Origin of the sequence: Klebsiella sp. JN_Kp122, from assembly GCF_040062085.1 — a bacterium.
Classification (GTDB): Bacteria; Pseudomonadota; Gammaproteobacteria; order Enterobacterales; family Enterobacteriaceae; genus Klebsiella; species Klebsiella aerogenes.
The window spans coordinates 108,233-131,209 of the sequence record NZ_JBEAHW010000047.1; the positions used below are offsets into that span (position 1 = coordinate 108,233).

Sequence of the window (22,977 nt, forward strand, 5' to 3'; positions counted from 1 at the left end):
AACCTCCTATCGGCGGCGGTTTCCAACGGGGGGATGTCCGGTGCCTAGCCAGAGATGGCAGGATCCACAATCGTCCGGGCCAATACGGTCAATCCAGTAGGAGATGCCGTTAATGGTGAGGGTATCCAGCCGCTGTAACGCGCTGGCATACACTGACTTAATGAAAAATGAAGGGCTTGTGCCCTCCACCCTCACGCCGGGAGCCGCATAGCCAATATTTTCAGGATCATCAAATACCCCGGAGATACTCCGCCCGGTAAGCTCGCCCGAAGAGATAAGCGCCACCGTGCCCATGGTCGAGCGTATCGTTTCATCCGCCCGCGATATTGCAGCATCGAAAATATTATCGAAATCGGTCATACCCGCCCCGCTATGATTCGACAGCCAGCCCCCGTGCAATCAACTCTTCCGCATCCCCAGCGCTGACACGAACGGTAGTACCCGGCAAAACAAGGCTCACTTGTTCATTCTTTACAGCGTGCAGTGCTTCGAGGTGTAACGTCGCACGAGTTTTCACTGCTACCAGGTCCCCAGATCCGGATTTTTTTTCCTGGGGCGACGGAGTTAATACGTTATTCTGTGCTTTGCTATCGTTGCCCTCCCCGCCGGGGGCCGAATTCTCAGTGCCTGGTTCATTGCTGTCTCCGCCATCGTCAAGCTCCTCTTCCAGCTCAGCAATACGCAGCGCCAGCTCTTCTTTTGATCCGGTCAGGCTGACCTCACGGTTCAGCATGATGCCCAGCTCTTTCAGGCGGGCAATCAACTCTTCTTTGGTCATCACTCTTTCCTCTTTAATAAGAAAGGCCCCGAAGGGCCGTGGTCCCACTTGTTAGGCCAGTTTTACGGAGACGAACTCATCCGGATCTGCCAGTAGCATCAGCGGTGCTGACTGAATCATGGTGAATTCGCGTGCAGGGTCTCCCAACTGAACCCAGTTTTTTGGGTAGCGAGTTGAAGCGTTAATACCTTCGCGCTGGGCGTCTGCATCAAGGATGCAACCATAGGTGCGCAGACCGCGGGCCTGGGTGTTACCCAGTACCATAGACAGGTCCGGCAGAGCATTTTTTTTGACGTCATTTTCAACGAGCTGACCGGCATAAACCACAATAGCGACATCGCCGTACATGCCCTTATAAGAAACGGCTTTACCCAGGTCTTTCAGGGCCGTTTCCAGTTCCGAGTTCGAGCCACGGCGAGTATCCAGCTTCTCCTTAACGGCATCGAAAGAGCGGAACAGTGCCCAGCCCTTCGGATCGAATACGATAATGTTGATCGTACCGCTGGCGTTGAGAGCATAGGCTTCAATGTCATCGGTCGGATCATAGGTTTTTTTATCGCGGCCAGACCATGCTGCCGCCCCTGCCTGAATGATGTTATTGCCAGCACTGCGCCCCATATCCACTTCAACTGGCTCAAATGCTTCCCCGCTCATGGTGTATTTCCCATAGAGCACAGCTTCGATTGCTTGCTTCTCTTCAACCTGTGCAATCGCCAGTTCCTCATCTTTCATATTCTGAAGAATGATGCGGCGACGGCGATAAGCAGGATCTGCCAGTTTCTGTGGATCTTCATCAGGCAGGCGGCGGAGAGTCATTTGTGGGTTAACTTCGTGTTTAGGCTTCACATAGCCCGGGGTAAATTCTGACGTGCTGCCGCCACGAGAGCGAATCACTTTCCCGGAGACAATCGGCGACACATACAGCGCCATGTTGACCAGGCCTGGAATTTGCGACAGGTAGACCTTCTCAGTCGTGAAGGGATAACTTTCACGGAAGAAGATGCGCAGGAAAAGCGGATCGAATTTGAATTTCTTCTCATTGACCGCCAGCAGTTGGGCTGTTGTATAAACTGACATAGATTTTTCCCGTAAAAAAAGCCGCAAAGGCGGCTTTTATGAATGATGAAATTGGTAAAGGAGTCGGTTAAACGATGCTGATAGCAGTGCCAGCAAAGGCATTACGTTTAATGCTGTCGTCGGTGACTGCATCCGGCCAGTGAATATCTTCAACACGGAAAGAGCCGGATTTATAAAAGGTAAGTTCTGTGCTGTTCTGGTCGGCGGCTACCGCCAGGATGCCGCATGCCGCGCCAGCATGCTCGCCGTCCCAGGCAACGAGTTTTCCCGCCGTCGCCTCCAGCATTAACGGAGTCATAACGGGCGTTGCCGCTGCCAGTGCGCCAACTCCATAAGCGGTGTGGGCTGGATCGCTATTACCCAGCGGCTGGTAGTGTGTAAATTCTTCAGTGTTAGCCATGTGAGCCTCTTAAACAGGGGTATTCATCAAATCATCGGTTTCACTGGCAGCCGGTGCTCCGGACGCCAGCGTTTCTGGTGCGGTTTCCATCAGGCGATCCAACGCTGTTTCGCTTCGGGCCTGTGAACTTTGCGGCGCCGCCGCCAGAATGCGTTGTGCATGCTCAACCGTCATTCCCGGCGTTTCTGCCAGCGCACGGGCCTGTTCCTCCCGACCGCTTGCGGCCTCACAGTTCAGGATCCCCATAATTCGGGCATTCTCAGCAGAGACCGCCGCGGCAACCTGAGCATTTACATCCGGTGTGGGTGCAGCAGCCGCTGGCACTGCCGGAGCAGTTACAATTGCTCCATTGGCTTCCGCTGCGGCATTGGCGTCTGGTTGGGTTGCAGCTGCATTCGTCGTCGTTGTCTTCATCGTTCCTCCGATATGGATGGTCTTTTTGGTATCCAGCGCGCTGCGCATTACGCCGATCGCATCTGTACTGTTAACAAGTTCGTCCGCCAGCCCATGATCAATGGACTCCTGCCCGGAGAAGACCGCAGCCTCAGTATCGAGAACCGCCCTCACCGACATTCCCGTATAACCTGCCACTTTTTCAGCAAACATCTGCCGGGTGGCATCGATACGGGACTGAAAAGCTTCACGAACATCTTTCGGCAATTTTTCGTAAGGGTTGCCATCAACCTTGTGGTCGCCGCTGTAAATCAACGTGACCTCGACCCCCTGCGATTTCAGCACCTGACCATAATTGCTGTGGGCCATCATCACACCGATGGACCCTGTCCTTGCTGTCTGTGTCACAAGCCGACGTGATGCCGCACTGGCGATAAGCTGTCCGGCGCTGCAGTTCATATCGTTCGCCAGCGCCCAAACGGGTTTAATATCGCGGGCCCGGGCAATAATGTCGGCGCAGTCAAAAGCTCCGGCGACCATCCCGCCCGGCGTATCCATATCCAGCAAAACTCCGTCAACATCAGGATCGCTGATAGCCTGCTGCAGGCGGGCAATAACACCGTTGTACCCGGTCATGCCGGAATACGGCTGGAGTGAACGGGTTTTATTGACCAGGGTCCCGGCAACCGGTAATACCGCGATGCCATTCATTACCTGATAGCTACGAGCCGGACGCGGCCCGGCCTCCTCGTTACCGAATAGCATCAGTGGTTCCGCCATTTGCTCGGTGCCCAGGGTTGTCCCCGATACGGTATCAGTCAGGCGGGTAATGCCCAGTTGGCCTGCCAGCGCGCAAAAGAAAACCCGCGCATAGGCGGGTTCAAGGAGCAGCGGTTCGTTAAATGCCAGGCTGGCAATATGTGGAAGGTTACGCAGCTCGGGCGTCATCTTGTTCCTCCTTACCGGAATTCTCCAGACCAGACTGGAACGCCGCAGCTGCCCACGAAGGCGGTCTTAACCCTGCCTGTCGCCGTTCCATCGTTTCACGCACCTGCTGGGCAAAGATTTCCTGATAATCATCGCCGCGCTTCGCGCATTCTTTTTCATAGGTACTGAGGCCTGCTTCAATCAGCATAACCGCCTCCTGCACCTCCTTAAGGCCGTCAATCGCCATCCTGCCGGAGCCGATCCAGTCGCAGTTCGCCCAGCTTGTCCTGGCCTCCTGGAAACTGTAACGGGCGCGGGATGGCAGGCTGACGACACGACGGACGATCGCCTCTTCCAGCCAGCACAAAAACATCATGCTCGCCTGCCGGGCAGCGATAAATTTGCGCCGGCCCATGAAATAGGCCCAGGACTCATTGGCGCTCGCGCGTGCGGTGGAATAACTCATTTGTGAGTAGTTACGGGATAACTGCTCGTAAGAAACGCCAAGCCCTGCGGCGATGTAACGTAAGAGCGATTGCTCGAATACGGAATACCCATTATCGGTATTCTGAGCAGATTGCAGATTCAGTGAATCCCCGGGCATCAGGTGTGGCACCTTCGCCCCTCCAAGTCTGACCGGGGCGGCCGCATAATACGTTGCGATTTCCCCAAGCCATCCGGTCAGCTTTTTCGTCTGCTCCGGATTGTCCGCACCGAGGATAAAATCCATTGCTGTCTGGGTATCCATCTCACTTTCAATCGTGGCGGCATACATCGCCTTGACGATGGCGCTTTGCAGTTGGGTGTTTTGCAGCGTATCGAGCATTTTCATCTGCTCCATAACGCTATAAAACTGATTCGCTCCCCTTGTCTGTCCATCTTCCATTGGCTCAAACACATGGATAAAGGCCGTTCGCCCGCCAGGTAGCTCACGCGGAATATAATTCCACTTCTGAGCCATCCACCCGGGATAGTTATCCTCGCTGACGTAGTAACCCTGGGCGGCACCAGCATCATTAATTCTTACCCCTGCCCGGCAATTTCGGGTATCGCCCTGATTGCCTGGATTACCGATCCGCTTAGGACTGACCATCTTAAACTGTGTTCTAAATAGCCTGTTCGCGCTGGTATCCCAGGTCGCCTGAGTAAATAACTCTCCGTTAAAAGTGTGCATGGCCACCCCTTCACGGATCATCATGGTGAACGTGCGTTTACGTTCGGCATCAATAAAACAGTGGTCGTCCTCCGCGTATTCTTTCCAGGCATCCTCGCACTCACGGGCAAACGCACGCGCATCCTCTTCGCTGATCCCAAGATAGCGCCAGGCAGGCCGGTGGCTAAGACGGAAAAATGAACCAACGATATGATCCTGGTGAAGCTGTACCGCATTCGCCGCGAGGCCGTTATTACGAACAAGATCGTCGGCGCGGGCGTTTCCACGCTGGAAGTTCGGCAGTAGTGCGGCATCACCACTTTCACTGGGTGGATTCCACGCGCGAAGCTGGCCACCAAAGCCACCAGCCCCACCATGGTATCCGGCATATTCCCGGAGCGACGTTTTACCGTCGGGTCCAACAAGTGCTGGTAATTTCATGCGTAAAATCCTGCTGGCCCGCGCCGGCGACTGGTGATGCCAATCTGAACTTCAAGTTCGGCAATATATTTTTTCAAATCAGCAACTGACGTGGCAGTAAACTCAACGCGGCGGCCATCTTTCTGTACCGTCGCAACGCGTTTCCCTGTCATCAGGTCATGAAGTGCGGCGCGGGCACTGTCCAGTTCAGACTGTGTTGCCATTATTCATCTCCGGCTAATGCCCGGGCATAATCCGCCAGGGTCTTTTTCGGTTTAGAGGTAAGTTCGTCCTCCTGCATGCTGATCAGAAGAGACTCAAGATTCAGCTGCCAGCGGGAAACACTTATCCGCAGAGCTGCCAGCGCGTAGACAAAACAGTCCAGCGCCTCATTACGACGTTTTTTACTGTCCCAGAGTATTTTCCGCTCGCCGTTTACCCATTTTTCAACCTGCTCCTCTGCTGTCAGCTGCTGAGCCTCGGTCAGGTCGAAGATTTCCGGGTTGTTAGGAAAATGAACGGCGCCGGCCGTTGGCTCATCACCAACCGGAATAAGCGTTAATCGGTTATAAATCTGCTCCTTCGCCGTATCGGTACCAACCTCCGTCAGATACACCCCGTTTTTATTTCGTTTACGGGGCATATTCGCTACAGGTTTACCGTATACAGAAGCACCTTTGATGGGAATTACGCGAAAAAGACCATGCTTTTTCGAACGGCTATAAACGATTGTTGGGTCAATCCCCCCGATATCCCAGCAGATGCGGGAAATACTCATCTCCGCGCCATTTCGGCGTTTATAGGTCTTGTTGATCGCCTCATCTACGCGTTGAAGGGTCTGCTCGTCATCATGACGCCCCATGATTATCTGTCGGTCCACCAGCCAGCTTTCTTCACCAGGTCCCCAACCCCAGACTCGCATTTCATAACGATCAAGCTGTGAATCAATTCCGGCAGTAAGGTAGACAACGCGATCCGGCACTGCGGCAGCAAAGAGTTCCTTTCGCTCTGCGATAAGATCGGCATCAGGCCGTTCACCAATTTTCGCCTCCCAGGTTTCCCCGAGAGTGGTATTGGTGAAAGTTTTGCGTTTGCCTGTATCACCCTTGGTTTTAATCCACTCTTTAACAATCTGCACCCATGTGGTGAACGGGCTGTAAGCCGTCCAGATATGGAAGGTCACACTGTCAGGCGGGTCTATTTCTCCACCCGAGGAAGAGAACCAGTTAAGACCGTCCCCCGTCCAGATACCGGTTCGCTCGCAGATATAGCGTGCATGAGTGAAATCCAGCTCCTGTTGCTTAATGACGCACCCGTTATGCTCGCACAGGTAAAAAACGCTGGCAGGCTCACCGGGAGACCATTTAAAACCAAAAGGCGTTTCCTTATCGCCGAACTTGAGGTATTGCTCTTCCCCGCAATGCGGGCACGCAACATGGAAACGCATAAAATGCTGCGATTCGCTGGCGGCTCGCTCAATCTGGCAGGTACCGCGAATTTTTGGGGTAGAGCCGCGGATCGATTTGGGCCAGACAGAGCCCTCAATTCGCTTATCACCCAGAAACGTTGGCGAACCTTCTTTCTCGATGTCCTCATCGAATGCCGCCAGCTCATCATAACCGGCAACATCGACCGATTTCTCACGGTAGTTCTTGGCAGCCTTACCGCCGAGACACCAGAAGCCGCGGCCGTTAGAGAATCGTTTCATGCTGAGCGTGTTATTGCGGTGTTTTTTCCCATACCACGGCGCCAGCGCCAGCAATGCTGGAATATCACGGATCGTCGGCTCAACGTGCGACTTCATAAAGTTTTCGGCATCGCCGTCGGTCGGCAGCCAGATGAGGGAATTTCGCTGCTTATGCTCAATAAAATAGGAATAGACGCCCAGCAGCATCTTTGAGTAACCGACACGGGCAGACTTAACAACGTTCACTTCCCGTATGTAGTCATTTCCCATCGCATTCATTATCGCGCGCTGAAAAGGCAGCGTGACCCAGCGCCCTTCCTGGTATGCCGACTCTTTCGGCAGGTAATAATTTTTGTCTGCCCATTCCACTGCCGTTTGCGGCTCCGGGCGATAGAGTGAGCGCAGCCCGGCGCGTGCGGATGACTGCAGCCCCTTAATCTGACTGTTCGATATATTCACTCAGCAACCCCGGTATAATTTCATCCAGCGCAGCTGCCTTGTTCATGGCTTTGATTACGTCCTTTTTAAGGAAATCAATGTGTCGATTCTCCAGCTCAGGAAACCGCCGCTGCACCGACAGGGGGATCCCGTCCAGGATACTGGCTATTTCGCCGGCCACGCGTGAAAGCACGAACGTGCAGAATGCGGTCTCCACCACCTCAGCAGAACTTTTGGCGTTTTTTAGCTCCTGGGCATCAGCCTGCGACCGGGTCAGACGGTAGCGCTCATAATCAATCGTTCCAGGCTGTAGCTCTGATTCACCAGCCTTACGGAGCTCTTCTACTTCCTTTCTCAACTTTTCGTTTTCGATATCAGCATCGCGCTCGGCAAACCACTTAATCGCAGCGGCGGAATCGTAAAGCACCTCATTACCTTTGCCGCCGCCGCGTACAACCGGCATACCCTGATCCTGCCAGTTCTGGATCGTACGAACGCTGACACCAAAAATATCGGAGAGCTGTTTTTTGTTCACCTCCATACGCACTCCTTGAGTGAAAACGGGGTACGGAAACGATCTTGAGTGATCCGGGCAGGAAACTAACTCCTGGCTTCCTTTCTTCTCATGTAACAACCTATTAATAAACAATGAGTTACACAGAAGAAGAACGGAAACGCCTTAAACTCAGAAATTTTCATATGTAGCGAGAATCCGCGAGGTCGCCGCCCCGTAACTGCTCGAACTCCCGGAAAGGACCCGCAACGATAACGGTTATCATTACCGTTTGAATGGTTATTCATCGAGGCCACTCACAGAATGACCTCTGTGAATGCTCAGCCTGCGGATGCGCCGCCGTCGGCCTGCAGCACATCCTCGGGGATGCGTGCCGGCAGGGGTTCATTCTCGAAGACCTTCAACCCATTGAAGCCGAGGAACGTTGAGGACTGGCTGATGTGGCCTGCAATGAAGTCACCAACATCGACCAGTAACCCGGTTACGACCGCCTCAGTGTTCTGGCGCCAGTAGCTCTCCAGAGCAACCAGCAACGGATCAGAGCCATTGGAGACCATCTGCTCGCCGATGGAATAAGCCTTCTTACCAGCCTTATCAGTGATGCACTGCAGCTTGTTGCTCTGCATGGCCACCATGTCGGAATTGTTCACCTGAACGGTCAATGTCGCGACTTTTTCGCCTTCTACATTCGTGCTGGAAGCATAGAAAAGCGAAAGGGTCAGATCATTACGATTAAGCATTACTGGCTCCGGTTGCGGTTACGGTTGCGATGACGGGGACGACGCGCCGGTCGTGGCGCAGTATCCCCCGGCAGCAAGAGTTCACCTTCTTTTGCTGGCTGCACTTCTTCTACAGCAGCTGGTGGCTGTTCTGGCTCTGCCGGTTGTGGTTGCGCTGGTACTGCCGGTACGAATGGTGCACCACCAGCTTCAATCTCAATCTTGAGGTGAGGGAAAATCTTAGCGGTATGGTCAAAATGGATAGCTGAGACAGGCAGATGCGCGTAAGACACACCGTCACGCTCCAGCGCCACCAGCGCGCCATTAATGTATTCAATCTTGATATTTTGCATCATGTACCTTTATGAATAAAAAAGCCCCGCACAGGCGAGGCTACTGGTTAAACATCATGGCGTTACTGGGCGGCATTAAGAAAACTCTATTCAAAGGCTATTTGGCAAAAGAAACATCCGGATTTAAAACTTGATGTATCCAGTGCATTGAAATGTCCGAAAAATGTGATAACGTCAGTTCTGACCTAAATGATAACTGCTTTATTCATATTACATCTCGCCCTGCTCCCCCATAAAGCAGGGCTATTTTTTTATTTACTCCCTACAAAACCAACATAAATCATGCGGACTTGATGCATCAATGCCCATAAAAAAGGTCGCATCAGCGACCGTAATAGATAAGGAAAAATATATTTCCACATTCAGGCATACATCCAACCTAACACACTAATTATTATTGCTAGTACGATTAAAATTATGGCCGTCTTGCGCATGAATACGCCATAAAACGCCAATGCCATCCCAATACAAACGACTATCAATACAGGCCACATGTTAAGTAATAATAATAAGTAAGCTTCCAAATCGCTGTGAATCGTCACAATTACTCCGAATTCATTAATTCAGCCATTCCATAGTTTATAACTTCGTCACACGATATCATGTGATTGCCCCTTATAAAGCCTGACCTTATCACATGTTTTTAACAAATGTATGTAGTAATGGGAAGATCTACTCTTTCGCTGGGATAGAAGTCCTCACCGATTCGTAAATCCGCTCGCAGGTCATCCCTGCTGTGTAGCGTTCGTCAGCGATTGCAGCATATCGTCGAGCCTCTTCTGCAAGGTCTCCAAGCATGTCGGCGAGCATTCCGGCGGTGGCGCCGGTTGTTTTGCTTCTGACGGTAGCGGCGAGACTCGCGGTGTGCTTTGCGGCGTCCAGGCGGGTGGCAAGGTGTTTTGCCTGCTGGCGCAGCTGGTTAACAGTGCCAGAGAGATTAGCGGCAGCAGCGCGCGCTGCAGCGGTTTGGGCTTGAGCATCTTGTACGGCCTCATCGCGGGCGATCAAGCGCCCCTGTTCAATCATCCGGGCGGCGGTTTGCGCGTTAACTTCCTGAGCCGATTCGGCGCTATCACGTTCAGCCCACCGCTTTTCCCATGCCCGATCGCTCCAGGCTAAACCAGCAACAAAGGCACCAGTAATAATCACCGCGGCGATAGCTGGCTTTAAGTAAGTTGCATTCACTGGTCAATCCCCCAGCACGTCAGCGCACTTTCCTGATCCCGGCGCGTTACCTGCCCGTAGCAGTTATTAGAGCGTATGCGGCAATCCTTCCCACCGTCCTTAATCCACCAGCGAATCGCTTCACATGCGCCTTTACGGTCGCCGGCGTTGATGCGCTGGTAGAACGTAGACGGGAAGCATTTACCGGGGCCGATGTTGTACGGACAGAATGAAGCAATGCCGACTTTCTGCGGAGGCGTCAACGGTACGCGGATATTACGATCAACCCACGCCAGCGCCTTATCACGTTCGATAGCATTCACCTCGTCGCATTTTGCCTGGGTTAACTTCATTCCCTGCGTGACGGGTTTACCATCAATTCGCGTGGCGCCTCGGCAAATAGTCCAGATCCCCTGGCTACCATCGCGATAAGCGGTAAGGCTGTTACCTTCTTTCTCATCAAGGAACTGATCCATCAGAGTTGGCGCAGATGCACCAGCAGCTATTAATCCCAGCATGGCTGCGCTGAGTTTCGTTTTCAGGTTAGCCATTTCAATGATCCTGTGGTGGCGGGCCACCGTAGCCTCGGTCAAGTGACTGCTGATACATCTTCGTCCAGCGGCGTTTGAAATAGAGGTTGGTTAGATATGTAGCCACACCGATTATCACGCCACTTGCCAGGGCAATGAAATTCCAGTCAAGCCCATGAAACCAGTCATACGCTCTTGCCAGCCCAGTACAAATTAAGCCACCCGACGTGCAGTACGAGGCCGCCGAAAAGATTTTGTCAGGCATTTTCATAGTCTCCACCTCGCATAGTTAGCGGGTGCTGTGCATTTAAAATGGTCAGGCTCATCGGGCTGATTTATCAACAAAGCGTATCGATGATGATTCCCGTGAGCCTGAAATAGAAAAGCCCACGCGTTAACGTGGGCTAAAATGAGGGGATTGTGGTGCCGGGTGCCTCCCGGAGAGCTCGCCCCAGCCGGCATAGCTCGCGCTGCATTTACAGGATTTCTGTAATTGACTGGTCGCCCCTCCGCATAGGGGGATTCACCACACCGATAAATTAACCAGAAACTATTTTTCAGGTCAATATTTTGCAATATCAAAGCGTTGCACTTATGAACAAAACGCTGTGCGCTATTGCACTTTGCAAATTAAAAATTCCAAGCGTTAACGTAGGCTAAGGTAAGGGGGTGTGGTGCCGGGTGCTTCCCGGAGAATCGGCCAGCGAACCGATCCGTGTGCTTACGATAAAAGATAGGAACCGCTGTACACTCCACCGCGTTGGGGATTCACCACGCAGGAAAAGTAACAAAAATCTTCACCCACCACACTCAAGATTTTGTCTAAATCTGGAAAATACAACTCGACGATATGACAGGGGTACTGATGCTCAGCATCTCGCGAATACCCCTGTCGTATCGCCGGAAAGCAAAAACCCCGCACTGGCGGGGCTCTCGTTATAATCAAATTGTCGCTTTTTGTCGCTGCCGAGTGGCGCAGCTCTGCCAAGCATGAATGGATTATCTGATTTTTTGGCCCATTTTCAACATCAAAAGGGATTTATAGCACTTTTTGTTAATCATCCTGAATTCCCTTTCGTACCGACAGAAATGTTTTTGCTCTGAATATTTCCAGGCACCATCGCACGCGCTTGCGGGCTTCACCATCTGTTAGCCACGGGGCCACCAGCTGTAATTCCCGGGTTATGTCAGAAATTTTTTTGCGTGTGGTGTAATAACTAACTCCTACCAGATAAACCGGATCCGCAGCTTCAAATGCTCCGAGAACACAGCGCTCTACAAATTCGGCATCATCATCATGAATAGCGGAATCTATCAGGCTGATGACTGGCTGAGGCCATAAAATCGCATGTGCTCGGTTTAAGGCTTGCTGGCCTCGATATCCCTCCTCCCTCGCCTGTTCTATCGCTGCAGTAAATCGTTCCAGCGCTTTATCTGACCAGCGGTCTCCTTTCAAACCTCGCCAGCAGGAGTGGCCTGTGGGCTTTCGGGGAGCTGTTCCCCCACGCATGCTCTCTCCCCATATTGTTAGCAGTGATTTAATCCAGGCAGACTGAATGCCATTCAGGGTCGTAAACCGGCCTAACCAGCTTTTGCGAGGCGCGGCGGCCACTGTTTCTAATCCTGCGCGCTGCAGCCGGCGTTGACGTGGTGTCATCATGCTCTTCTCCTTACGCCAGAACGCCGAGCGCATAGGCCCGGTCCAGCAATTTAATAATTAATTCCGGCTGACTGCCGTACTCACGCTCGAAAGCAACTGGATCGTGATGAAGCGTCCGGTGATGCTTACGGCAAAGCGGGATAGTAAAAATATCGTGTGCTTTGGTACCGACGCCGCCCTGCCCCCATCCGATAAGGTGATGCGCATCGTCGGCAGACTGACCACAGCACATACATGGCTGAGTCTTTACCCAGGAAATAAAACCATCTGACACCCAGCGGATCCGCTTAGGTCTGGTGAATAAAGTGGCTGGTGCCACGGGATCAACTACCACTGGCACCTCTGGTTTTACAGGGGCTGGTGGTTCAGGATGCCTGGCAACCTTAGCAACAAGCGGGGAAAGAATGCTGGTGGCAGGCACCGATGGGACGATTTCGCTTTCTTTGTAGACTGACTGGAAAACCTCTTCTTTAAGCCGGAGGGAACGGCGCGCCATCTCTTCTGTGATTTCTTCCCCTATCCCAACGCTGACAGCCCACCAGCACAATTCAGCAAGTGACAGGGAGCGTTCAGGGTCAAATCCCAGTGCGAGACGGGCAGCATCGATTATCAGATCTGCGTTATTGATACCTACCAGCCTATCAAGGGTTTGATCGGTCTGGTACTTCAGCTCGTTATCACAATGCCAGCATGCGACGATTGCCCCGGTTGAATGCCGGAACGTTACCAGCTCTGAATGGTGATAATCAGAATGTGGCCACTGGCAATGCTTAACCCTCTTAAGCAACCAGGATTCGAGACTATTCACACCACCAGCAGCCCTCACTACCCGCTCTTTCATAAAGAATGGGCGAATATCGGGATCATCTCGTAAAGGTTGCCCGGCGTCAGGAATTCGCCCGCTTGGTAGAGTCTTCATTTTTTCTGGCAGAGTCTCCACCAGCACGCGCCCACCGCTGAATAAAGACATCAACTCTTTACCGGGTTTAAGCAACACAATTCCCAGGTGCCGGGCAACATCAACATTTAGTAAGGCGCGCATCACTCCCTCCACATTTTTTGTGTGTAGGTTCTGTTAACGCGCGGTGGCTTGCTGGATTCCTGCAACAGCACACGGACTTCCCATGAGATAAAGTCGCTCGACAGACTTTTCTCAACCGGACAATTCTTTTTCCGGTAGCGTTCCGCCAGTTCCAGAGCCTGAGACTCTGAAAGTTGTTCATGGAGAAACCAGCTTTTCTTCATGGCCGGGCCTCGTACACTCGGAGGAACTCCAGCGCCCGATCACGCGCTCCCGGTTCGTCAGCGATCATTTCCTGCAGCAGCTGCACGGCAAGTACCGGTTCCTTTCTTCCGACGACAGAAATTCCACGGGAAACACCGCGAGATAATTTTATGAAGTTCTTTTTTTGTAACGCACGAAGGTGCAATGCAACAGCGTTTGGTGAGCTAACGCCGATTAGCCCTGCCAGTTCCTGAAAGGTCGGCGGGTAGCCATGCTGATTGATAAACGCCACCAGCAGATCAAAAACTTCCTGCTGTCGTGGTGTCAAGTTGTGGAATGAAGAAAGACCAGCGCCATCAACATGATCGCCAGCCTGTTCCGCATCAGATATTAATTTTGTTTGCGCCATGGTTTCTCTCCGTGACGCAGCAGGCATAGGTTGTTCAGGCCTATGAAGGGAGTGTAACAGAGCCCGGAGGAATCTGGTAACCCCCTCCGGTTTTTGCTCTTTCAATCATCTGCGAAAACAGCGAGAGAGTCCCCACGATCTCATCGGGCTGCAGAGGCATAAACGAAACAGTATCACCGCGACGGTACATTAAAGCGCGCTCACATACGGGAAAAGAGGTGAGACGGGCAACAATTACCCCGTCATCGCATCTGATTACTACATAGCCGGTGTTCGGCATTTGTTGTTTTTTAGCCACAGCAAAATCCTCAAAATAAACCAGGTCAGCCACTGGACCTCTACTCAATAGAACCAGTCGTCAGCACTTTCCCAAGTATCCTGAAGGATTTGCTCCACCCGCTTTTTGTCCCCATCCATCCCACCAAACACACTCAGACCATCAGTACCGGTTCGGCGAATGATCAAACTGCAGTTGTTAAAGTTTTGGTCAAGCCTCCGCAGCAGCTCTTTCTCTAATGCCGGGACAGCGCCCTCTGGTAGCTTTTTGCGACGATCAATTGTGATTTCCACTTTCATAATTAGCTCCTCACGCAAACACTGTATAAATAAACAGTATACTTGTTAGATGAAATGTTCAAGCCCTTGATGTCACTTTTTGCTAATCACATGCTCATGTTTAACTTGAAGTTTTCCCCAAAAAAAACAAAACCCGCCGTAGCGGGTCGGGGTTAAATCGCAGGGTTCGGGTCTTCCTCGACGTAATTTGCCCGGTTGATCAAGAACGTTAAAACGCCCTTCACGTCCACATCGTCCAGGGCATCGCCTTCTATCGCTTCACCATCTGAAGTAATGAGTGCGCGACCGCGAACAATGCCAAACTGAATTATCCCGCAGAATGAAATCAGTACGTGATCTCCCTGCTTAGGACGGCGGGAAACATCCACAACGGCGAAACCCGCGCTCGTCTCTAACACCCGGCAATTAGCGTCAATCTGGCACAGCCTGTTTATAGTAAGTGTTTGTTCTGCATAGTCTTTAGCTGGTGATGGGAAGCCCATAAAAGTACCTCACACAATATTACTGTATATATATACAGTAATACTATTAAAGAAAATTCTCAAGCAACCAGTAGCCTTTGGCAATCATACATCTATGTTTTCAATAGATTTTTTTATAAAAAGGAACATGAACTTAGATTTTATTGAGAAAGAGTCTTGATGTGCTACCCCACCCATATCAAAGAATTTATCGGGCTGGGGTAATTTCATGGGCGTTTTTAAAAATTATCTTCAATCATTTTTGGCGAAACACAAGATATAGGGTTTATTCCATTGAATTGTGATTGAGGAGGGAGGGAAAGAAGTCACTTTACAGGACCGAACCAAGGTGGCTAAGCTTTTTTGTTCTATAAATGAAGCACTCGATCAAATTTTCATTTTTTTTCTGTTTTATTGACTTCTTCTCCAGGCCTTATACGGCGTGCACTTAGCGATTATTACGCCTGCGAAACCTCAAATTAACGTCAAAATCAACCCTTGTACTCAAAAGTTCCCATTACTAAAATACTCACCATATAGAGCACCTTATCGTAATGAATCACTATATATAGTGTTTATAGATAAGCTGACTTATAGATTCGTTGTAAAAATGAAAAAGCCCGGCTGATTAGACCGGGCTTTTCAAGCGGAAGAAGAGTTTGCGGCTCTTTTTCCGTGCCAAATGTATCTGGCGACTGGACTTAGCTTAAACAATTGGACGGTATTCATCAAGCTGCTAAAGACCCGCCCGTGTGCGCTAAGTATGTTAAGTACTGATTTTTAATATGATATTTAGCCTGGGTTTTTGGTGATTCGAAGACCCCACCCAAACCAATAACGTGCTGAATGTATCTGGCGACTACTGATACTGAAACTGCAAAGGCGAGCCCAAGGGTGTTTGCAGCTAGGCACGAAAAAATAAGTGAAACCACCATGGTCAACTTAATTTTTAAAATCGTACCGCCGCTGGTCGTGATAGTTCAAGCGATCGTCGAGTACGTAAATCAGCGCCCATAAGCATGATTTTAATCAAAGGCCCGACATCGCGGGCCTTTTTCCCATATTTCCTGTATCAAATCTTACGCAGCAACTTTTCTCGAGCACATTTCAGGTAAGTTTGCCCTCACCAGAGCCTCTGCGAACGGAGGCGGCACAGCGTTGCCGCAGCGCGCAACTTGTTTATCCTTCGCATACTTAACGCCGCGGTAATCCTGGTCGATGATGTACCAGTCCGGGAAGCCCTGCGCGCGGTACAGTTCATGTGGCTGAAGCATACGCATGCCGATATCAACGATGCGGTAAGTTACCCCGGCGATTTCCACCAGCCCGGTGCTATCGGCTCCACAATACTCTTTCAGAAACGCTAGCACCTGTTGCGCGCGCTGCTCGTCGTAATGCTCAAAAGCGAGAGTGGTCTCAACTTCCCCGACATGCTGGCCGCCGGCGGTAAGGGTCGGCATCGGTGCATCAGTCCGCTGTCCATCACGGCAGGTACCGCGCAACTTGACCAAGTGAGAGGCAACAACGGCATGGTGATCGACAGTCGTCACGGAATGGGCAGGTTCGTCAAGGCTGACGCCGGCGCCGGTATAGTTCCCGCCGTAGTGCTTCGCCAGGAATGCGCTCACCGTTGCGAATTTATTGCCGCCGGCGGTAACAGTGCCCAGCGGGTTGCCTAGTTGCAGCACGCGCGGCTCCTGCCCGGGGCGTTCGCCATATCCCATCTGAATCAGCGTCGGCGTCACCAACTGCGATTTGCCTCCACCGCCCGCCGTGATAGTCGCGTTCGGCACATCCGCCCGGTGGCCGATGCTGGCACCAAACTGCCGGGCAATAACCGGAGCGACGACGCAGGCACGGGACTCTTTCAGGATGGTGTGAGCGGGTTTATCGAGCGGACGTGGTTTGGCCTGGTACTCGCTTCCACCGCTTCCAGCCATGAACGGCGTGATCGCAGCTTCGACTATCCCTAACGTATGACCATTCCCGCCCGGGCGCCTGGACGTGCCAGCCGTCACCGTTGGTACCGGTTCGGTGACTGGTCGCCCGGTTGCGCCGGAGCGGAACTTCGTCAGATGAGGTACCGCGATTGCGTAACCGTGGGTTTTCGTAATCGTCTGCAGCGGTTCAGAGAGTGCCTGTCCCCGGAAGCAATCATATTTGCCTTTAGTGGTAGTGTGATTGCACTTCACGATAAACGGCGACGCGCTCTCGATAACAAAGCGTTGGATGCCGCGCGCGATCCGCTTCAGCGTATTCTCTGCCAGAGACTTTTTGCGGTCGAAAATGCTTGGCGCTGGAATTGACCAGTCGATGCATTCTGCAGCTGTGCGCCATGGTGCCAGTTTGCCAGAAATCACCGCCGGCGATTTCGGATCCCCGTGAGTAGCTGCCGGCCAGACTATCGGCTGCCCGTCCCGGCGCATAACCATGAAGAAACGTTTTCGGATAGTTGGCGCTCCGTAGTCGCAGGCGCGCAGTTCGCGATAATCGACGTCATAGCCCAACCCGGCAATCAAACGCTTTGCCTGTTCGCTATCCGGCGATAACTCCAGAAACTCGCAGCATTCTGCCAGCGCCGGATGGTTCACCGGGATACCATTTGTCAGCATGCCGACAAATGCCCGGAATGTTTCGCCAACGCGCGCCGGATCTGGACGGCTGTGGCCTGGGTAAACAGGACCGATAAAACTACCAATCATTTCATGAGGTAAATTTGGCTTCGGAGGGATTTCAATAAGTGGCCCCCAAGTTTTAAACTCTTCCACGTTTTCCAGCATCATTACCCGCGGGCCAACATCCAGCGCCCAGCGGATAACGATCCACGCCAGCCCACGAATTGCTTTTTCAACTGGTTTAGCCCCTTTCGCTTTGGAAAAGTGGCGGCAGTCCGGCGAGAACCAGGCCAAACCAACGCGGCGGCCGGCAGTCGCAACTTTCGGGCGAACTGAATAAACAGACTCGCAATAGTGCAGCGTGTCCGGGTGATTGGTGGTATGCATCGCTACCGCGTTCGGGTCGTGGTTTATCGCGATGTCCACACTACGCCCAATCGCTAGCTCGATGCCCGTCGATGCGCCGCCGCCACCAGCAAAGTTATCAACAATGATTTCTCTATTAATCACGCGTATTTCTCCATAGCGCTGGCCAGCGAACCTGCCGCGGCGATAATTGATGGTACCGGCATTTTTTCCAGCCACATGCGGTTGATATGGTGCTGCAGTCGGCGCTGGTGGTGTGCCGGGAGTGTCCCGGCGTTTTCAATCTGAGCGAAGACCATGCCGACTTCCGCTGGCCATACTGTTTCCGGTATATCCACCAGCAGCAGGCTTTCCAGTTCCTGCACTCGCTTGCAGGCGTATTCCAGTGAAGGGTCCATTACTACACCTCTTTTTTGCGGTTAGAGCGGCACACCAGCGCCCAAAAATTCATATCGCAAATCAGCGCTACGCGCATTTCCGCAGTAAAGCGACAGCCAAGCTTATTTGACTTGCCGACCGACCGCCGACGCTTACGCATTAGCTTGCGAGTGTGAGCAGCCTGTACCTCAATCTGGCGCTGTCTTGAGGAATAAACACCCTTTGCAGGAATTTTCCGCGCCTGTTTCTGGTAAGCGGTTAATAGGTCATGTACGTCTGTTGATTTAGCCATTACTCAGCCTCCCGCTTATGGCAGTAGTGCCACCCCTCAGGATGGGTTGTTGTCCTTCCGCATCGCGGGCAAGTGAACGGCTCGGCAGCAACGGGGCGGGACTCCAGTTCGGCGACGTGCCTTTCCGTAACATCCAATTCATCCCCCAGTTTCTGAGCCATCTGGAACCAGTTTGCGCGTTGCTCTTCTTTTGTCTCTAACGCTTCTACCAGCGCATCAATATCTTTTAACTTTACGAACAGGACGTCATGGCCGAACTCTTTTGCATGGGCTGAGCGGCGCTTGAGGCTGGCTAACAACCGGGTAATATCAGTCATGCTGCGAACTCCCTACCTTTCGAACGTTGTGCCTGCAGCAGTTGTTCGAACCTCATTCTGATCGGGTTACCGCAACCAAACGGCATATCGTTTACTCTCCACATTGGAGAACCGTTTTTAGTGCCCGTCTGGACAATCCGTCCGGTACCCGCCAGTTGTCTAACCTGCCCACTGACAGAGCTGCCACTACGCCCCATTGCTCTAGCTATTTCACCGGACGTCATATCCGGATTAGCCCTGAGGAATTCAAAGGCGGTTATTTCATTGCGATATTTGGATTTGATTTTTTTGGTCATGGTCAAAACTCGTTTACCTGGTTAAACCTGCCGCTTTGCGGCGTTTGTACTCTTCCATCAGAAGCTGTGCTGGTGTCGGCCCTGCCGGATGTCGCGGCGCTTCAAGCTGTCGGCGAATCGGCGGGATCGAGAATCCATTAGCCAGATGCTTCGTCCACTTCGTGAGTAATTTTTCTGCCAGTTTTTTTAGTTCCCCCTCTGTGAGGTTTCGCTCAACTCCAGTTCTGCGCATCTCAACGCAGATGTGATACAGCACGTCCTGTTTCCAGGGGTATCTGTCGCTACCCGAATAGCGATAAGACTCATTGCGCCAGCGCTTGTATTCAGCTATCACAGCTTCGGATGTCAGGTTGAATGGGTTGGCTCCACTCGCCGAAACCAGCGCTACGAATTCAGCCAGATCCGGTGGCCATGTGTTACCCGCGGCGCAGCGCTCCATGCACTGACGGCAGACCAGGGTAATCTGGGCATCACTCATCGATCCAATCTGGGCAATCCACATATCCGATGGCGCCGCCCCGTTCTTCTGGGTCCACCGGTTCGAGAATATTTCTCCCATGACCGTCCATAGCCGCCATGCCGTATCCGCCGCCAGCAAGTCCGCGTTGCTTCTCCCAGAGCTCTCTGGCTTCCTGAATTTGCTGGACTGCCCGGGATGCGGTGTTAACTGATTGAATTCTTGCATTGCCGTTACCTCCGGTTGCTGGTTGTGGTTTGGATTTGGCTCTGGCATTTATCACGCTGCGGGCAAATTTCTGCTCCCACTGAACCTGAGTGAACACTTTCCCCTCGGATTTCCAGTACGCGGTGAACTCTGCCAGCTCTGTCGGCAGGTATGCCGGTTCGGGAAGCGCTATTCCCCAGGTAGCAGCCAGTCTCGGCCAGTCCTGTGACGGCAGCCAAAGGTCGTGCATAGTGAATTTCCCGATCGGAATATCCAGACCTTGCAAATATTGAGGTTCCTGAAAAACATTTCCCTTGTGCGCGTAGAGAGTGGGGTTTGATCCTTTTCCCTTCCCTTCCCTTCCTTTTCCGTCAGTGAGTCCTCCATGAGGATTCACTGAGTCCTCATGGAGCCCTCCTTGATTAGGCGCTCTCTTTTCTTCCTTTCCTGCCTTAGCCTCAGTGAATTCTGGCGGAAGAGGTATTTTTGAGGCCGAAGGTCTGTTTATTTTTTGATGCTTAAGGAAACCTTTAATCTGCAAATAGCAGACATCATTCACTGAATACTCAGTGAGTAATCCATGAGTAATCAGCTCCTGTATTAGTGGTTCGCAATCGAGCGCGTCCGCAGGGAAGATTTGCATCTTCAACCGTTTTGGCGAACGCTCAAGGCATCCCATGTCGTTGGCGAAGTTGAACAACCCGATAAACAGGAGACGCGCTGGAATTGAACATTCCACCACCTTCTCATCTGTCCAGAATTCAGGTTTAACTGTTCTGATGCGGGCCATCTGAAACCTCTTATTAACCAGCTGGTGCTGGTGGTCATTGTCAAAACTCGATTAGAAAAACTGCGGCGCTACGGCGCTGATACTCGCCAGTAGTGGTCCCGCCGCATCTGCAGGGAGCATGTTAAAAAGTGAAATTGCAGCTTCCCGTATTTCACGCTCTAGCTTCTGCAGAGGTGCGCCAAGTAACTTGGCCTGGTGCGCTTCGCTGCATTCTTTGATTGCATTGGCCACCAGCTCGGTTTCAGTTAAGCCACGTTTTAGGCCATGTTTGCGCGCGATCTCTATCGGCATTGCATCAGCGATCGCCGCCGAAAGCTGGATGACATAACTGGTGTACTTCTCTGAACCGCCCTCGTTTTTCAGGTAGCGATACAGATTTTGTTTATTGACGCTGATACCGCGCCCGTTTTGTTTCTCCCACTGTTCGGCCACCAGCTGCGCGACGTGGTCTTGCGCACGTCCAGGTAATGAGGACTCCCATTCCTGAACGGCGGTATAAATGGCCCTGCACTTAATGCGATCGCGGCGCATCGGTAAATACTGATTTTCTGTTTTCAGCTGCACACCCTTCACCAGGGTATGATTTTCAAAAGAGATGGTTTGCATGGTTACTCCTTTGGAAGTCCATCAGCAGGGTTCGGATAAAGATCTGGGCGCAATTCGTGCGGTGTTACCTTCCAGTCGACAGCTTTGCTCACCTTGATCACTAGCTCTCCTGGTATTTTATTTTTGAACCACCCATTAACTGTTTGGGCTCTCCTTTTCATACGACGGCCGAGCTCGGCTTGACTGCAGATGTTCAAGAGCTTTTTTTGGGTTGATGTCTTCATCGGTTGATCTCATTGGTTGTCGATGGAAGACAATAAAACAAATTAAATCGATATCGTCAAATTATTTCGATAGTTAGACCTACAGAAAAAATCTGTATAATCAGTTGTAACTTTATGAATTGGATGAAGAGATGAACTTCGGAAAGAGATTGCAAAGGGCTATAAAAGATCTCGACATATCTCAATCTGAGCTAGCCCGCAGGTTGGGAGTTAAGGCTCAGTCGGTAAGCGGCTGGTGTAACTCTGATATTCTGCCTAGATCTGAAATCTTAAATCTTCTGCCGGCAGCTACTGGTTATCCGCTTTCATGGTTTTTTATGGAAGATGGCGAAGTATCTCAAGATAGGGACCCGTGGGAGACAAACGTTCAAATCAAGCCGTCTTCTGAACTCCAGACAAGGCTTCTTAATGCGTTTGAACAGTTACCAACTGATGATGAAAAAGAGAGAATTATCAGCCTTATAGAGATGCGTCTTGAAGAACTTGATAATTTCGCAAAGGCCTATCTACAAAAAAGAAACCTGATTCCCCCTACTAAATAAACCCTTCTATCTCCTTCCACATTTCGTGGGTCATGATTTGACCTGCTGGTTTTTTTTACCCCTACCTATCGATTTAATTTGACGTATATCGATTACTTCGATAATAATACGTCCATCGCAACACGTCATCGAGGCAGGAAGCCCACGTAGTAGCTGCCGGCGGCATACGAAACACCGGATGAGATGACAGCAATAACACTCGCAGCAGGTTTCAACGTTCGGCGACCCGGCCTTAAGGGAAGGAAACAGTGATGGAAAAGGAATACGAAGCATATTTTGAAAGCCTGTCAGAAGGCGACGAAGTATTGAGTTTTGCAGAGTTCAAAGAGGCGCTTTTAGATAAGCGGATTGATACGACTGCACCAGAGTTCTAATCGCAAATTTTGCTTTGCACCACGGTGAATGCGGCTAAGCGCACGCGACACAGTTAAAAGGTAAACATGGGCGGTTTCCATGTTGCGGGAAAAAGCAGGTCGGCAGCAGTTGTTAACTGGCTGCTGCCACCGGGAGGCACCCGGCGCCGTGCTGCAAAGCCCCTACCCATCAATAAACGGGAGATGAATATGACGGATTTTGCCCGAGTACCGACTGGCCACCAGGCAACACGACTGAACTGGTTTGAAGCAAGGCTACGTCAGCTTTGCTACCTGTTAGCCCAGAAAGGGAACCCTGAGGCTAAAGCATGAATACGCTGTTTGCCCTTGTCATCAGCGTGTGCGCTCTGACCGGCGAGTGCTCTGATGTCCTGATAGGCGTGTATCCATCTGAGACCAGTTGTAACAGCGATGCTGAGGCCCAGAAGGTAAAAGGCACATGCCAGCCATACAAAAAGGCATTGAAGACGGCTGACGACCAACAGCCTGCAGTAAGTTTCTGATTCGGGTTTTGAGAATGACTACTGAACACCACCAGCCTGAAAAAGGCCCATAAAGCACAAAACCCGCGCAAGGCGGGTTAAGTACCCCGGTTAGCCGACCAAAGCTTTCCGGATTCGAGTTTTGAC

General features: G+C 51.7%; 33 protein-coding genes. 3 read left to right on the forward strand and 30 right to left on the reverse strand.

What is annotated here, in order from left to right; genetic code table 11:
• Positions 1-6: 6 nt before the first annotated feature.
• The 30 genes from ABLU78_RS21415 to ABLU78_RS21560 form a co-directional block, all read right to left on the reverse strand.
• Complete coding sequence (locus ABLU78_RS21415; RefSeq protein WP_047052032.1) at positions 7-360, reverse strand: head-tail joining protein; 354 nt, start codon at positions 358-360, stop codon at positions 7-9.
• 10 nt (positions 361-370) lie between these two features.
• Complete coding sequence (gpFI, locus tag ABLU78_RS21420; RefSeq protein WP_157194957.1) at positions 371-778, reverse strand: DNA-packaging protein FI; 408 nt, start codon at positions 776-778, stop codon at positions 371-373.
• A gap of 51 nt (positions 779-829) precedes the next feature.
• The gene (locus ABLU78_RS21425; RefSeq protein WP_348820662.1) at positions 830-1,855 is read right to left on the reverse strand and encodes a major capsid protein; all 1,026 of its coding nucleotides are present in this window, start codon (positions 1,853-1,855) and stop codon (positions 830-832) included.
• 67 nt (positions 1,856-1,922) lie between these two features.
• Positions 1,923-2,255, reverse strand: coding sequence for a head decoration protein (locus tag ABLU78_RS21430; protein ID WP_157194959.1), 333 nt, complete (start codon positions 2,253-2,255; stop codon positions 1,923-1,925).
• A gap of 9 nt (positions 2,256-2,264) precedes the next feature.
• On the reverse strand, positions 2,265-3,596 hold the full coding sequence (locus tag ABLU78_RS21435) for a S49 family peptidase (protein ID WP_047052037.1): 1,332 nt from the start codon (positions 3,594-3,596) through the stop codon (positions 2,265-2,267).
• Positions 3,577-5,169, reverse strand: a complete 1,593-nt coding sequence (locus ABLU78_RS21440) for a phage portal protein (protein ID WP_047052039.1) — start codon at positions 5,167-5,169, stop codon at positions 3,577-3,579. Before ABLU78_RS21440 ends, ABLU78_RS21435 begins: the two co-directional genes overlap by 20 nt.
• Positions 5,166-5,372: a gpW family protein gene (locus tag ABLU78_RS21445; protein WP_015367380.1), complete on the reverse strand. Its 207-nt coding sequence runs from the start codon at positions 5,370-5,372 to the stop codon at positions 5,166-5,168. The genes ABLU78_RS21440 and ABLU78_RS21445 overlap by 4 nt, the downstream gene beginning before the upstream one ends.
• Positions 5,372-7,294, reverse strand: a complete 1,923-nt coding sequence (locus ABLU78_RS21450; RefSeq protein ID WP_157194960.1) for a phage terminase large subunit family protein — start codon at positions 7,292-7,294, stop codon at positions 5,372-5,374. The genes ABLU78_RS21445 and ABLU78_RS21450 overlap by 1 nt, the downstream gene beginning before the upstream one ends.
• On the reverse strand, positions 7,269-7,814 hold the full coding sequence (locus tag ABLU78_RS21455; protein ID WP_015367382.1) for a terminase small subunit: 546 nt from the start codon (positions 7,812-7,814) through the stop codon (positions 7,269-7,271). The genes ABLU78_RS21450 and ABLU78_RS21455 overlap by 26 nt, the downstream gene beginning before the upstream one ends.
• Positions 7,815-8,107: 293 nt before the next feature.
• Positions 8,108-8,527 carry a hypothetical protein gene (locus tag ABLU78_RS21460; RefSeq protein ID WP_049056843.1) on the reverse strand — a complete coding sequence of 140 codons (420 nt, stop codon included), beginning with the start codon at positions 8,525-8,527 and terminating at the stop codon, positions 8,108-8,110.
• Positions 8,527-8,862 (reverse strand): hypothetical protein, encoded by a 336-nt coding sequence (locus ABLU78_RS21465; RefSeq protein WP_225627668.1) that lies wholly within the window; start codon positions 8,860-8,862, stop codon positions 8,527-8,529. Before ABLU78_RS21465 ends, ABLU78_RS21460 begins: the two co-directional genes overlap by 1 nt.
• A 669-nt stretch (positions 8,863-9,531) precedes the next feature.
• Complete coding sequence (locus ABLU78_RS21470; protein ID WP_157194961.1) at positions 9,532-10,044, reverse strand: DUF2514 domain-containing protein; 513 nt, start codon at positions 10,042-10,044, stop codon at positions 9,532-9,534.
• Complete coding sequence (locus tag ABLU78_RS21475) at positions 10,041-10,574, reverse strand: lysozyme (RefSeq protein WP_015367388.1); 534 nt, start codon at positions 10,572-10,574, stop codon at positions 10,041-10,043. Before ABLU78_RS21475 ends, ABLU78_RS21470 begins: the two co-directional genes overlap by 4 nt.
• A 1-nt stretch (position 10,575) precedes the next feature.
• Entirely contained in the window at positions 10,576-10,824 is a 249-nt protein-coding gene (locus ABLU78_RS21480) for a phage holin (RefSeq protein WP_047056234.1), read from the reverse strand.
• Positions 10,825-11,607: 783 nt separating this feature from the next.
• The gene (locus tag ABLU78_RS21485; RefSeq protein ID WP_157195369.1) at positions 11,608-12,210 is read right to left on the reverse strand and encodes a hypothetical protein; all 603 of its coding nucleotides are present in this window, start codon (positions 12,208-12,210) and stop codon (positions 11,608-11,610) included.
• Between the two features lie 13 nt (positions 12,211-12,223).
• A complete protein-coding gene (locus tag ABLU78_RS21490; protein WP_348820663.1) occupies positions 12,224-13,255 on the reverse strand; it encodes a DUF968 domain-containing protein in 1,032 nt (343 codons plus the stop codon).
• The gene (locus tag ABLU78_RS21495; RefSeq protein WP_157194963.1) at positions 13,255-13,458 is read right to left on the reverse strand and encodes a hypothetical protein; all 204 of its coding nucleotides are present in this window, start codon (positions 13,456-13,458) and stop codon (positions 13,255-13,257) included. The genes ABLU78_RS21490 and ABLU78_RS21495 overlap by 1 nt, the downstream gene beginning before the upstream one ends.
• Positions 13,455-13,847 (reverse strand): DNA-binding protein, encoded by a 393-nt coding sequence (locus ABLU78_RS21500; RefSeq protein ID WP_042897121.1) that lies wholly within the window; start codon positions 13,845-13,847, stop codon positions 13,455-13,457. Before ABLU78_RS21500 ends, ABLU78_RS21495 begins: the two co-directional genes overlap by 4 nt.
• 40 nt (positions 13,848-13,887) lie before the next feature.
• Positions 13,888-14,178 carry a hypothetical protein gene (locus ABLU78_RS21505; protein WP_080957847.1) on the reverse strand — a complete coding sequence of 97 codons (291 nt, stop codon included), beginning with the start codon at positions 14,176-14,178 and terminating at the stop codon, positions 13,888-13,890.
• An 11-nt stretch (positions 14,179-14,189) separates the two neighbouring features.
• Positions 14,190-14,423: a DinI family protein gene (locus tag ABLU78_RS21510; protein ID WP_015367395.1), complete on the reverse strand. Its 234-nt coding sequence runs from the start codon at positions 14,421-14,423 to the stop codon at positions 14,190-14,192.
• A 152-nt stretch (positions 14,424-14,575) separates the two neighbouring features.
• Positions 14,576-14,905, reverse strand: coding sequence for a hypothetical protein (locus ABLU78_RS21515; RefSeq protein ID WP_157194964.1), 330 nt, complete (start codon positions 14,903-14,905; stop codon positions 14,576-14,578).
• 1,058 nt (positions 14,906-15,963) lie between these two features.
• Positions 15,964-18,009, reverse strand: a complete 2,046-nt coding sequence (locus ABLU78_RS21520; RefSeq protein ID WP_348820664.1) for a DNA cytosine methyltransferase — start codon at positions 18,007-18,009, stop codon at positions 15,964-15,966.
• Positions 18,006-18,263 carry a hypothetical protein gene (locus ABLU78_RS21525; RefSeq protein WP_157194966.1) on the reverse strand — a complete coding sequence of 86 codons (258 nt, stop codon included), beginning with the start codon at positions 18,261-18,263 and terminating at the stop codon, positions 18,006-18,008. The genes ABLU78_RS21520 and ABLU78_RS21525 overlap by 4 nt, the downstream gene beginning before the upstream one ends.
• Positions 18,264-18,265: 2 nt before the next feature.
• Positions 18,266-18,535 (reverse strand): hypothetical protein, encoded by a 270-nt coding sequence (locus ABLU78_RS21530; RefSeq protein ID WP_157194967.1) that lies wholly within the window; start codon positions 18,533-18,535, stop codon positions 18,266-18,268.
• Complete coding sequence (locus ABLU78_RS21535) at positions 18,535-18,852, reverse strand: hypothetical protein (protein WP_157194968.1); 318 nt, start codon at positions 18,850-18,852, stop codon at positions 18,535-18,537. Before ABLU78_RS21535 ends, ABLU78_RS21530 begins: the two co-directional genes overlap by 1 nt.
• Positions 18,849-19,148 carry a helix-turn-helix domain-containing protein gene (locus tag ABLU78_RS21540; protein WP_049052243.1) on the reverse strand — a complete coding sequence of 100 codons (300 nt, stop codon included), beginning with the start codon at positions 19,146-19,148 and terminating at the stop codon, positions 18,849-18,851. The genes ABLU78_RS21535 and ABLU78_RS21540 overlap by 4 nt, the downstream gene beginning before the upstream one ends.
• Positions 19,149-19,161: 13 nt before the next feature.
• Positions 19,162-19,707 carry a replication protein P gene (locus tag ABLU78_RS21545; RefSeq protein WP_224108060.1) on the reverse strand — a complete coding sequence of 182 codons (546 nt, stop codon included), beginning with the start codon at positions 19,705-19,707 and terminating at the stop codon, positions 19,162-19,164.
• On the reverse strand, positions 19,619-20,602 hold the full coding sequence (locus ABLU78_RS21550; RefSeq protein ID WP_157194970.1) for a DnaT-like ssDNA-binding domain-containing protein: 984 nt from the start codon (positions 20,600-20,602) through the stop codon (positions 19,619-19,621). The genes ABLU78_RS21545 and ABLU78_RS21550 overlap by 89 nt, the downstream gene beginning before the upstream one ends.
• Before the next feature lie 51 nt (positions 20,603-20,653).
• Positions 20,654-21,208, reverse strand: coding sequence for a toxin YdaT family protein (locus ABLU78_RS21555; RefSeq protein ID WP_157194971.1), 555 nt, complete (start codon positions 21,206-21,208; stop codon positions 20,654-20,656).
• 2 nt (positions 21,209-21,210) lie between these two features.
• A complete protein-coding gene (locus tag ABLU78_RS21560; RefSeq protein ID WP_042897101.1) occupies positions 21,211-21,432 on the reverse strand; it encodes a YdaS family helix-turn-helix protein in 222 nt (73 codons plus the stop codon).
• A gap of 131 nt (positions 21,433-21,563) precedes the next feature.
• On the opposite strand from ABLU78_RS21560, the gene ABLU78_RS21565 reads away from it, so the two are divergent.
• The 3 genes from ABLU78_RS21565 (at position 21,564) to ABLU78_RS21575 (ending at position 22,851) form a co-directional block, all read left to right on the forward strand.
• A complete protein-coding gene (locus ABLU78_RS21565) occupies positions 21,564-21,974 on the forward strand; it encodes a helix-turn-helix domain-containing protein (RefSeq protein WP_157194972.1) in 411 nt (136 codons plus the stop codon).
• Positions 21,975-22,225: 251 nt separating this feature from the next.
• Positions 22,226-22,348 (forward strand): hypothetical protein, encoded by a 123-nt coding sequence (locus tag ABLU78_RS21570; protein ID WP_348820665.1) that lies wholly within the window; start codon positions 22,226-22,228, stop codon positions 22,346-22,348.
• A 308-nt stretch (positions 22,349-22,656) separates the two neighbouring features.
• Entirely contained in the window at positions 22,657-22,851 is a 195-nt protein-coding gene (locus ABLU78_RS21575) for a DUF1482 family protein (protein ID WP_032705620.1), read from the forward strand.
• Positions 22,852-22,977: the final 126 nt, after the last annotated feature.

What these genes read in the sequence shown, in the direction of transcription:
- ABLU78_RS21415 (WP_047052032.1), bottom strand. Translation starts at nt 360, where the DNA reads ATGACCGATTTCGATAATATTTTCGATGCTGCAATATCGCGGGCGGAT.
- gpFI (WP_157194957.1), bottom strand. Translation starts at nt 778, where the DNA reads ATGACCAAAGAAGAGTTGATTGCCCGCCTGAAAGAGCTGGGCATCATG.
- ABLU78_RS21425 (WP_348820662.1), bottom strand. Translation starts at nt 1,855, where the DNA reads ATGTCAGTTTATACAACAGCCCAACTGCTGGCGGTCAATGAGAAGAAA.
- ABLU78_RS21430 (WP_157194959.1), bottom strand. Translation starts at nt 2,255, where the DNA reads ATGGCTAACACTGAAGAATTTACACACTACCAGCCGCTGGGTAATAGC.
- ABLU78_RS21435 (WP_047052037.1), bottom strand. Translation starts at nt 3,596, where the DNA reads ATGACGCCCGAGCTGCGTAACCTTCCACATATTGCCAGCCTGGCATTT.
- ABLU78_RS21440 (WP_047052039.1), bottom strand. Translation starts at nt 5,169, where the DNA reads ATGAAATTACCAGCACTTGTTGGACCCGACGGTAAAACGTCGCTCCGG.
- ABLU78_RS21445 (WP_015367380.1), bottom strand. Translation starts at nt 5,372, where the DNA reads ATGGCAACACAGTCTGAACTGGACAGTGCCCGCGCCGCACTTCATGAC.
- ABLU78_RS21455 (WP_015367382.1), bottom strand. Translation starts at nt 7,814, where the DNA reads ATGGAGGTGAACAAAAAACAGCTCTCCGATATTTTTGGTGTCAGCGTT.
- ABLU78_RS21460 (WP_049056843.1), bottom strand. Translation starts at nt 8,527, where the DNA reads ATGCTTAATCGTAATGATCTGACCCTTTCGCTTTTCTATGCTTCCAGC.
- ABLU78_RS21465 (WP_225627668.1), bottom strand. Translation starts at nt 8,862, where the DNA reads ATGATGCAAAATATCAAGATTGAATACATTAATGGCGCGCTGGTGGCG.
- ABLU78_RS21475 (WP_015367388.1), bottom strand. Translation starts at nt 10,574, where the DNA reads ATGGCTAACCTGAAAACGAAACTCAGCGCAGCCATGCTGGGATTAATA.
- ABLU78_RS21480 (WP_047056234.1), bottom strand. Translation starts at nt 10,824, where the DNA reads ATGAAAATGCCTGACAAAATCTTTTCGGCGGCCTCGTACTGCACGTCG.
- ABLU78_RS21485 (WP_157195369.1), bottom strand. Translation starts at nt 12,210, where the DNA reads ATGACACCACGTCAACGCCGGCTGCAGCGCGCAGGATTAGAAACAGTG.
- ABLU78_RS21490 (WP_348820663.1), bottom strand. Translation starts at nt 13,255, where the DNA reads ATGCGCGCCTTACTAAATGTTGATGTTGCCCGGCACCTGGGAATTGTG.
- ABLU78_RS21495 (WP_157194963.1), bottom strand. Translation starts at nt 13,458, where the DNA reads ATGAAGAAAAGCTGGTTTCTCCATGAACAACTTTCAGAGTCTCAGGCT.
- ABLU78_RS21500 (WP_042897121.1), bottom strand. Translation starts at nt 13,847, where the DNA reads ATGGCGCAAACAAAATTAATATCTGATGCGGAACAGGCTGGCGATCAT.
- ABLU78_RS21510 (WP_015367395.1), bottom strand. Translation starts at nt 14,423, where the DNA reads ATGAAAGTGGAAATCACAATTGATCGTCGCAAAAAGCTACCAGAGGGC.
- ABLU78_RS21515 (WP_157194964.1), bottom strand. Translation starts at nt 14,905, where the DNA reads ATGGGCTTCCCATCACCAGCTAAAGACTATGCAGAACAAACACTTACT.
- ABLU78_RS21525 (WP_157194966.1), bottom strand. Translation starts at nt 18,263, where the DNA reads ATGGACCCTTCACTGGAATACGCCTGCAAGCGAGTGCAGGAACTGGAA.
- ABLU78_RS21530 (WP_157194967.1), bottom strand. Translation starts at nt 18,535, where the DNA reads ATGGCTAAATCAACAGACGTACATGACCTATTAACCGCTTACCAGAAA.
- ABLU78_RS21535 (WP_157194968.1), bottom strand. Translation starts at nt 18,852, where the DNA reads ATGACTGATATTACCCGGTTGTTAGCCAGCCTCAAGCGCCGCTCAGCC.
- ABLU78_RS21540 (WP_049052243.1), bottom strand. Translation starts at nt 19,148, where the DNA reads ATGACCAAAAAAATCAAATCCAAATATCGCAATGAAATAACCGCCTTT.
- ABLU78_RS21545 (WP_224108060.1), bottom strand. Translation starts at nt 19,707, where the DNA reads ATGGGAGAAATATTCTCGAACCGGTGGACCCAGAAGAACGGGGCGGCG.
- ABLU78_RS21550 (WP_157194970.1), bottom strand. Translation starts at nt 20,602, where the DNA reads ATGGCCCGCATCAGAACAGTTAAACCTGAATTCTGGACAGATGAGAAG.
- ABLU78_RS21555 (WP_157194971.1), bottom strand. Translation starts at nt 21,208, where the DNA reads ATGCAAACCATCTCTTTTGAAAATCATACCCTGGTGAAGGGTGTGCAG.
- ABLU78_RS21560 (WP_042897101.1), bottom strand. Translation starts at nt 21,432, where the DNA reads ATGAAGACATCAACCCAAAAAAAGCTCTTGAACATCTGCAGTCAAGCC.
- ABLU78_RS21565 (WP_157194972.1), top strand. Translation starts at nt 21,564, where the DNA reads ATGAACTTCGGAAAGAGATTGCAAAGGGCTATAAAAGATCTCGACATA.
- ABLU78_RS21570 (WP_348820665.1), top strand. Translation starts at nt 22,226, where the DNA reads ATGGAAAAGGAATACGAAGCATATTTTGAAAGCCTGTCAGAAGGCGAC.
- ABLU78_RS21575 (WP_032705620.1), top strand. Translation starts at nt 22,657, where the DNA reads ATGAATACGCTGTTTGCCCTTGTCATCAGCGTGTGCGCTCTGACCGGC.